Here is an 8125-nt window from a genome sequence, read left to right on the forward strand (position 1 = left end):
TAGCAGTGACACAGATTGACCTGACCGGAATCGACATCGACATCACCCATCCCGTGCTGGTCACGGGAGCCACCGGCTACGTGGCCGGGTGGATTGTGCAGGGCCTGCTCGAGGCGGGTGCGACGGTGCATGCGGCGGTGCGAAGCCCAGACGATGCGGAGAAGGTCGCGCACCTCACCGCCGCCGCGGAGGCGGCCCCCGGCACGTTGAAGCTTTTCGCGGGAGACCTCACCGAGCCAGGCTCCTACGCCACCGCGATGGCTGGCTGCGGCGTCGTCTTCCACACGGCATCGCCCTTTGTGCGCAAGGTGGAGGACCCTCAGCGCGACTTGGTGGACCCGGCGGTGGGTGGCACTCGCGACGTGCTCGAGACGGCCAACGCCGTAGGCACCGTAACGCGAGTGGTCGTCACCAGCTCGTGTGCGGCCATCTACACGGACGCCTCGGAGTGCGCCGCCGCCCCCGAGGGACAACTGACGGAAGACGTGTGGAACAGCACCGCCTCGCTCGACTACGAGCCTTACAACCTATCCAAGACGGAGGCGGAGAGGGAGGCCTGGCGCATCTCCGACGCTCAGGACCGCTGGCGACTCGTGGTCATCAACCCGTCGCTCGTCATCGGTCCGTCGCTCCAGCAGGCGCCAACGTCGGAAAGCTTCGCTATCGTGCGCCAGCTGATCGGCGGGCAAATGCGCCTCGGAGCCCCGCGGGTAGCCCTGGGCGTGGTGGACGTGCGCGACCTGGCGCGGGCGCACCTCGCAGCTGGCTTCCTATCCCACGCGGAGGGCCGCCACATCGTCTCCGGGCCCGGAACCAACACGCTTGAGCTGGGCACCACCCTGCGGGAGCACTTCGGGTCCGCCTTGCCGCTGCCGCGTTACGCCATGCCCAAGTGGTTGCTGTGGCTGATCGCGCCGCTACTGGGCATCAGCAGGCGCTACGTCGAGGGCAACGTGGGTCACGCGTTCGCCGCGGACAACAGCAAGTCGAAGGAGCGGCTGGGCGTGACGTATCGACCGATGCGGGGTTCGCTGGTCGAGATGGTCGAGCAGATGCTGGAGCGCGACGCGTCCTAGTTCCGCCACGCGTGAGTTGAGCACGCGTGACCCTGGACCCTGGTGGCGGGTCTCGGCCATGGAAGAATCGCCCCGTGACGACAACGGCGCCTCGCTCCTCAGACCTCTCCTCCACCGACCTCGCGGCCGCCTTGCGCGCGGCCGTCAAGGGTGAGGTGGACACCTCCGCGCGTCGCCGCGCCGAGTACAGCTCAGACGCGTCGAACTATCGCGTGGTGCCGCAAGCGGTGGTGTACCCGCGCGATGCGGAGGACGTGATCGCGGTTCACCGGGTAGCTCGCGAGACCGGCACCCCCGTCACGATGCGCGGCGGCGGCACGTCCGTGGCTGGAAACTCGATCGGCCCCGGCATCGTCCTGGACACCACCCGGCACATGAACCAGATCCTGGACATCGACATCGAGGCCAAGACGGCGCGCGTGCAGCCAGGCGTGGTGCTGTCCACCCTGCAAGAGGAACTCGCCGCGTACGGCCTGCGCTTCGGCCCGGACCCGTCCACCTCGAACCGCGCGACCTTCGGCGGGATGATCGGCAACAACGCGTGCGGCCCCCACGCCGTGGCCTTCGGCAAGACCTCAGACAACGTGGCCTCGCTCGACCTGGTCGACGGCGCCGGACGACGCTTCACGGCACGCGCAGGCGGCAATGGGGCCGTGCCAGGTCTCGATGAGTTGGTGTCGGCCAACCTCAGCCTGATCCGCACCGAGTTCGGCCGCTTCGGGCGTCAGGTGTCCGGCTACAGCCTGGAGCACCTGCTGCCGGAGAACGGGGCGCACGTGGCCCGGTTCCTGGCGGGCTCGGAGGGCACCCTCGCCACGATTCTCGAGGCGACGGTGCGCCTGGTGGACGTGCCGAACGCGCGACTCATGGGCGTTTTCGCCTACACCGACATGGCATCGGCCGCCGACGCCGTGGTACCGATGCTCGCCCACAAGCCTCAGGCGATCGAGGGCCTGGACGCGCGACTCGTGGCGCGGGTGGCGGGGGCCAAGGGCAGCCAGGGCGTGCCGGACCTTCCCGAGGGCGCCGGGTGGCTGTTTGTCGAGATGGGCGCCGATACCGCCGAGGAGGTCGAGGAGGCGATGGCCGCGCTCGCGGCCGACGCGAGCACCGGCACGTACCGCATCGTCAGGGACCCAGTGGAGACGGCGCGACTGTGGGCCATCCGCGCCGACGGTGCGGGCCTTTCTGGCCGCAGCGCTGATGGTGCCGAATGCTGGCCAGGCTGGGAGGACGCGGCAGTGCCGCCGGAGAACCTGGGCGCCTACCTGCGCGAGTTCGACGAGGTGATGGAGCGCCATGGGGTCACGGGCCAGCCGTTCGGCCACTTCGGGGACGGCTGCATCCACGTGCGCCTGGACATCCCTCTGCAGCATGACGGCGCCCCATTGCGCGCCTTCATGAACGACGCCGCGGAGTTGGTGGCACGCCACGGCGGCTCGCTCAGCGGCGAGCACGGCGACGGCCGAGCCCGCTCGGAACTGCTCCCCACCATGTACAGCCCAGAGGCGATCGCGTTGTTCGGCCAGATCAAGGCGCTCTTCGACCCCGACGGGTTGCTCAACCCCGGCGTGATGGTGGACCCCGCGCCATTGGACCGCGACTTGCGCCGGCCTGCCGCGCCGCGCACCCCCGGCGTCGGGCACGCCTTCACTCACGACCATGGCGACCTCACCGAGGCGGTGCACCGCTGCACCGGCGTGGGCAAGTGCCGCGCCGATGCGATCGGCCAGAGTTCCGGGTTCATGTGTCCCAGTTACGCGGCCACTGGCGATGAGAAGGACGTGACCCGCGGTCGCGCGAGGGTGCTGCAGGACGCGATCAACGGCACCCTGATCGGTGGGCTCACCGCCCCGGAGGTGCGCGAGAGCCTCGACCTGTGCCTCAGCTGCAAGGCGTGTAGCGCCGATTGCCCGAGCGGCGTGGACATGGCCGCCTACAAGTCCGAGGTGCTGCATCGCACCTACAAGCGCAAGTTCCGCCCCATGGCGCACTACGCGCTCGGGTGGCTGCCGCGCTGGATGAAGATCATCGGCTGGGTGCCGTGGCTGGTCAACGGGGTGTTCAGCGTGGGCTGGCTGCGGCGGCCGATCCTGTCGATCGCGGGCCTCGACAAGCGCCGCTCGCTCCCGAGTTTCGCGGCCAAGCCGTTCCATCGCACCCAGTTCGCGAAGTCGCGCAAGGCGGGTGCCACGGAGGCGCAGACCGCGGGCATGGCAGACGCCCCGGCGTCGGTAGCCTCCGGCGACGCCTCGCATGACATCCGGGGCAACACCGTCGTGCTGTGGGCTGACTCCTTCAGCGACGGCCTCAGCCCCGAGGCGCCTCAGGCGGTTGTTCGTGTGCTGGAGGACGCTGGCCTGCGGGTGCTGGTCGCGGCGGGCGACGCGTGTTGCGGCGTGACCTGGATCTCGACCGGCCAGCTCGACGGCGCCAAGAAGCACCTTGACCACCTGCTGGGGGTGCTCGGCCCGTTCGCCGTCAACGGCATCCCGATCATCGGCGTCGAGCCCTCGTGCACCGCCGTGCTACGTGGCGACCTCGTGGAGCTGTTGCCTCAAGACCCGCGCGCCCACGCGGTTGCCGCGGCCACGTTCACCCTGGCCGAGGTGCTCACTGGCCGCGCCCCCGTCAAGCCGCGCGACGGCTGGCAAGTGCCCAGCCTCGAGGACGTCACCGTCGTGGTGCAACCGCACTGCCACCAGTACTCCGTGATGGGTTACACGGCCGATCGGGACCTCTTGGCGCGTACCGGTGCGACCGTGATCGAGGCGTCCGGCTGCTGCGGGCTGGCCGGCAACTGGGGCTACGAGAAGGGCCACTACGACGTATCCCGCCAGATCGCAGAGAACTCGCTGCTGCCCGCCTTGCGCGAGGCGGGCCTCGCGACGGACGACGCCGGGGGTACGGGCGCCGAAGCTCCTGAGGGCGTCGTCTACCTGGCCGACGGCGTGAGCTGCCGGACCCAGGCGGACGCCTTCGCGGGCGTGCGTGGCCTGCACTTGGCGCAAGTGCTGGCCGAGCACCTGGACTCCTGACGGCGCGACGGCACGATGGCGCGGTGCGGCGGCGGGCGTCAGCCCAGCGTGACCGTCACCTCGTGGGCGCCTGTGGCCGAGGCGTCGACCGCTGCCGTGGCGTCGTCCGCGGTGACCGCGTACGTGCCCGCCACCCCGTCGATCACCAGGCGCCCAGCGTCGTCCGTCTTGACGGTGGTGGGGGCCATCCACCACTCGCCCTTGATGAGCTCGTGTAGCGCGTGGTACGCGGGCTTGGGGGTACCGTCCAGTCGCACCAGGCCGGACGGTGCGTTAAGCCAAGCACCCTGGTCCGCGAGCCCCCAATACGTGAGCGACTCGGTGGCCGGGTGGGCGAACACGTTGCGGTAGTGGCGCACCATCTCTTCTGCCTGACGCTCCTCGCCCTCGGGCGTCGAAGGCCAGGATTCCACCTGGTAGTCGTTGAGGTCGACGATGTGGGGCGGCATGATCTCGCCGGACAGCAGCGTGGTCTCCGTCATCTGGACCGGCAGCCCGAAGCGTCCAAAGCGGTCAAGGATCGCGGTGATGGCCTCCTCGCCACGGTAGCCCTGGTGCATGTGGGTCTGGACTCCGATGGCGTCGATCTCAATGCCCGCGTCGAGGCACCGTTCGATGAGGTCCTCGTAGTCGGCGCTCAGGTCGAAGTCGTTGAGCACAAACCGGCCTTGCGGGTTAGCGGCGTGCGCCTCCTCGAACGCCATGCGCACCATCTCTACCTGGCCCTTGGACTGCGCCAGGCGCGTGACCGCGTTCTCCTCTGCGGTGAACACGGGCAGGATGACGGCCTCGTTGATGGCGTCCCACAGGTCGATCACTCCGGCGAAGGCGCCGGCGTCGCGGCGGATGCGCGCACGAATGGTTGCTTCCACCTCCGCGTCCGACTTGTCCATCAGCCACTGCGGGGCGAGCGTGTGCCACAGCAGCGGGTGACCCTTGATAGTGGCGCCGCGGTCGGCAAACCAGCGGGCGGTCGTCATGAGCCGCTCGGTGTCGGGCTGACCCTCTTGCGGCTCGAAGCCGCGCCAGTAGAACGGCAACGTCGCGTGGTTGTACAGGCCCCACCACAAGGGAGCGAGGTGTTCCGCGTGGGACGGCCTGGCGCCGCCAAAGGGGTTCGCGGGGGAAGCGTCTGTCTCGCCGTTCGCGAGCCCCACAAAGTCGAAGCCGATGTTGCCGAACCCGAACGCGTGGCGGGTCTGCTCGACGGTGACCTCGCGGCCGACGACTGGCTCCCCGGCGGCGTCGACGAGGGTCACGGTGGTGGCGGTGGTGCGGTGAGCGAAATCGTTATCGACTACGTGGCGAGCGGTGTTCATGAGGAAGCTATTCCGATTCTTGTCAGGCGACGTGGTGCGGTGGGGCGGCTCTTCTCATCGTAGGTGCGCCGCGCGGTGGAGGAGTTACCGCCGCGCTGTCTCGACCCGGGCCAGGAGCCCCTCGATCAGCGCGTTGAGCGCCGCCGATTCCACCAAGAAGCCGTCGTGGCCCACGTCGGAGTGCAGCAGGTCAACCCCGTCGCAACCGGGCAGGGCGTCTGCGAGCTCCTGGGAGTGCGACAGGGGATAGAGCCTGTCAGAGTCCACGGCCGCTACGAGCGCCGGCGCCGTGAACCCCGCGAGCGCCGCCGCGATTCCGCCGCGCCCCCGCCCCACGTCGTGCGTGTTGATGGCATGCACGATGCGCAGGTAGGTATTCGCGTCGAAGCGTCTGGCGAGCTTGTCGGCGTGGTGCGACAGGTAGGACTCGATCGCGTATTGGCCGGAGCCCGGCTGGCCGGGCCCGCGCAGTACGTCGCCGGTCACGCCGACGTCGTCAACCTGCGCCGTGCTTTCCACCTGCACCGTGCGCCCAAACCGCGCATGCAACTCGGGCTCGGAGCGGTACGTGGTGTGGGCGATCATGCGCGCGATGCCGAGTCCCACGTGCGGCCCCTCGCCGTCGGGAGCGTCGTAGTAGTCGCCCCCCGCGAAGCGGGCGTCCGCTCGGATGGCCGCGCCCTGAGCCGCGCCCCACGCGATCTGCTCCGCGGTGGTCGCCGCCGTGGTGCCGACGGCAGCGATCGACCGCACGCGCGTCGGGTGCTGGGCCGCCCACTCGAGGGTGCGCATTCCGCCCATTGACGGGCCCAACATCAGCTGCCACGCGTCGATCCCGAGCGCGTCGGTGAGCCGCACCTCCGCCGCGACCATGTCGCGCAGCGTCGGCCACGGAAAGCGTGAGCCCCACGGACGGCCGTCCATGGGGTGGGGATGAGCGGGGCCGGTGGTGCCCTGACAGCCGCCGACGACGTTGGCTGAGACGATGAAGTGGCGAGTGGGATCGAGGGGGCGGCCGGGGCCGACGAGTGAGTTCCACCAGCCTCCCGTGAGGTGACCGGGGCCTGCGTGCCCGTAGGCGTGGCTGTCGCCAGACAGGGCGTGCGACACGTAGATGGCGTTGTCGCGGGCGTCGTTGAGTTCGCCCCAGGTCTCATAGGCGAGCGTGACGTCGGGCAGCACTCCGATCGGATCCGACTCGAGCGGCAGGTCGCCGATGCGCAGAAACTTCCGCTCGCCTGGGTGATCTCCAGGGCGCCACGCCCCCGACGCCGGTACCGGCGTCGGGGGCGCGTCCACCCATTCGGAGGCGTCGTCGTCCATCGGACTCCTTAGCCGTTCGTCGTGTGCCTAGGCGCTCGCCGTGGCCGCGGAGCCCTCACGTACGGCCGCTGCCGCCGCGAAGCCCGTCTCCAGGTCCGCCAGAATGTCGACCACATTCTCTAGCCCCACCGACAGTCGCACCAACCCGGGCGTGACGCCGGTGGTGGCCTGCTCGTCGGGTGCAAGTTGCGAGTGGGTGGTGGTGGCGGGGTGAATCGCGAGCGAGCGCACGTCGCCGATGTTGGCCACGAGCGAGTGCAACTCAAGCGCGTCCACAAAGGCGCGCCCGGCGTCGGCGCCGCCCGCGATCTCGAAGGCAAGCACAGAGCCGCCGCCCTTGGGCGCGTACTTGAGCTGCAACTGGTGCCACGGGGAGGACTCGAGGCCCGAGTAGGCGACGCTCAGCACATCGTCCCGTCCCTCAAGGAACGCGGCCACCTTGACCGCGTTCTCCACGTGGCGCTCAATGCGCAGCGACAGCGTCTCGATGCCCTGAGCGATGAGGAACGCGTTGAACGGCGACACGGCGGGGCCGAGGTCGCGCAGCAGCTGCACGCGGGCCTTGAGGATGAACGCGAGGTTCGCGCCCAGCGCCGAGCCGACGCCCAAGTCCTTCGCGTACGTGAGCCCGTTGTAGCTGGGGTCGGGGGTGTTGTACTGCGGGAAGCGCGCCGGGTCCTGCGCGTAGTCGAAGGAACCGCCGTCGACGATCACGCCGCCGATCGCGGTGCCGTGACCGCCCAGGTACTTGGTGGCCGAGTGGGTGACGATGTCCGCTCCCCACTTGAACGGCTGCACCAGGTAGGGCGAGGCGACGGTGTTGTCGACAATGAGCGGCACGCCGATCTCGTGTGCCACCGCCGCGACGGCCTCGATGTCCAGCAGGTCCTGCTTGGGGTTCGAGATGGACTCGCCAAAGAACGCCTTGGTGTGGGGCCTGGAGGCGGCGCGCCACGACTCGGGGTCGTCGGGGTTCTCCACGAAGCTGACCTCGATGCCGTACTTGGGCAGCGTGTAGTGGAACAGGTTGTAGGTGCCGCCGTACAGGGACGGCGAGGACACGATGTGGTCGCCGGCCTCCGCGAGGTTCTGGATGGCGAGCGCGTTCGCGGCGGAGCCGGAGGCGACCAGCAGGGCGGCCACCCCTCCCTCGAGTGCGGCGATACGCTGCTCGACGGCGTCTTGCGTGGGGTTGCCGATGCGCGTGTAAATGGGGCCGAGCTCCGCCAACGCGAAGCGCGCCGCGGCCTGGGTGGTGTCCTCGAACACGAAAGAGGTGGTCTGGTAGATCGGCAGGGCGCGGGCGCCGGTGGTGGGATCGGGCACCTGGCCGGCGTGGATCTGCTGGGTTTCGAAGGCCCATTCGGTG

5 protein-coding genes are annotated in these 8125 nt (G+C 69.6%); 2 read left to right on the plus strand and 3 right to left on the minus strand.

The window, feature by feature from the left end; genetic code table 11:
• The first annotated feature begins 5 nt into the window (after positions 1 to 5).
• Together QZZ33_RS12480 and QZZ33_RS12485 are read left to right on the plus strand one after the other, a co-directional pair.
• The gene (locus tag QZZ33_RS12480; RefSeq protein WP_291380372.1) at positions 6 to 1076 is read left to right on the plus strand and encodes an NAD-dependent epimerase/dehydratase family protein; all 1071 of its coding nucleotides are present in this window, start codon (positions 6 to 8) and stop codon (positions 1074 to 1076) included.
• A 74-nt stretch (positions 1077 to 1150) separates the two neighbouring features.
• Positions 1151 to 4114 carry an FAD-binding and (Fe-S)-binding domain-containing protein gene (locus QZZ33_RS12485; RefSeq protein WP_291380373.1) on the plus strand — a complete coding sequence of 988 codons (2964 nt, stop codon included), beginning with the start codon at positions 1151 to 1153 and terminating at the stop codon, positions 4112 to 4114.
• Positions 4115 to 4152: 38 nt separating this feature from the next.
• Here QZZ33_RS12485 and QZZ33_RS12490 read toward each other — a convergent pair whose 3' ends face one another.
• The 3 genes from QZZ33_RS12490 to QZZ33_RS12500 all read right to left on the minus strand — a co-directional run.
• A complete protein-coding gene (locus QZZ33_RS12490; RefSeq protein WP_291380374.1) occupies positions 4153 to 5433 on the minus strand; it encodes an endo-1,4-beta-xylanase in 1281 nt (426 codons plus the stop codon).
• 84 nt (positions 5434 to 5517) lie between these two features.
• Positions 5518 to 6756 carry a homoserine O-acetyltransferase gene (locus QZZ33_RS12495; protein ID WP_291380375.1) on the minus strand — a complete coding sequence of 413 codons (1239 nt, stop codon included), beginning with the start codon at positions 6754 to 6756 and terminating at the stop codon, positions 5518 to 5520.
• A 27-nt stretch (positions 6757 to 6783) separates the two neighbouring features.
• Positions 6784 to 8125 (minus strand): bifunctional o-acetylhomoserine/o-acetylserine sulfhydrylase (locus QZZ33_RS12500; RefSeq protein WP_291380376.1); only part of this gene is annotated, 1342 nt, incomplete at its 5' end.

The organism is Demequina sp. (genome assembly GCF_016278775.1).
Classification (GTDB): domain Bacteria; phylum Actinomycetota; class Actinomycetes; order Actinomycetales; family Demequinaceae; genus Demequina.

Excerpts from the sequence above, each read along its gene's own strand:
- QZZ33_RS12490 (WP_291380374.1), bottom strand. The coding sequence starts at position 5,433 with ATGAACACCGCTCGCCACGTAGTCGATAACGATTTCGCTCACCGCACC.
- QZZ33_RS12495 (WP_291380375.1), bottom strand. The coding sequence starts at position 6,756 with ATGGACGACGACGCCTCCGAATGGGTGGACGCGCCCCCGACGCCGGTA.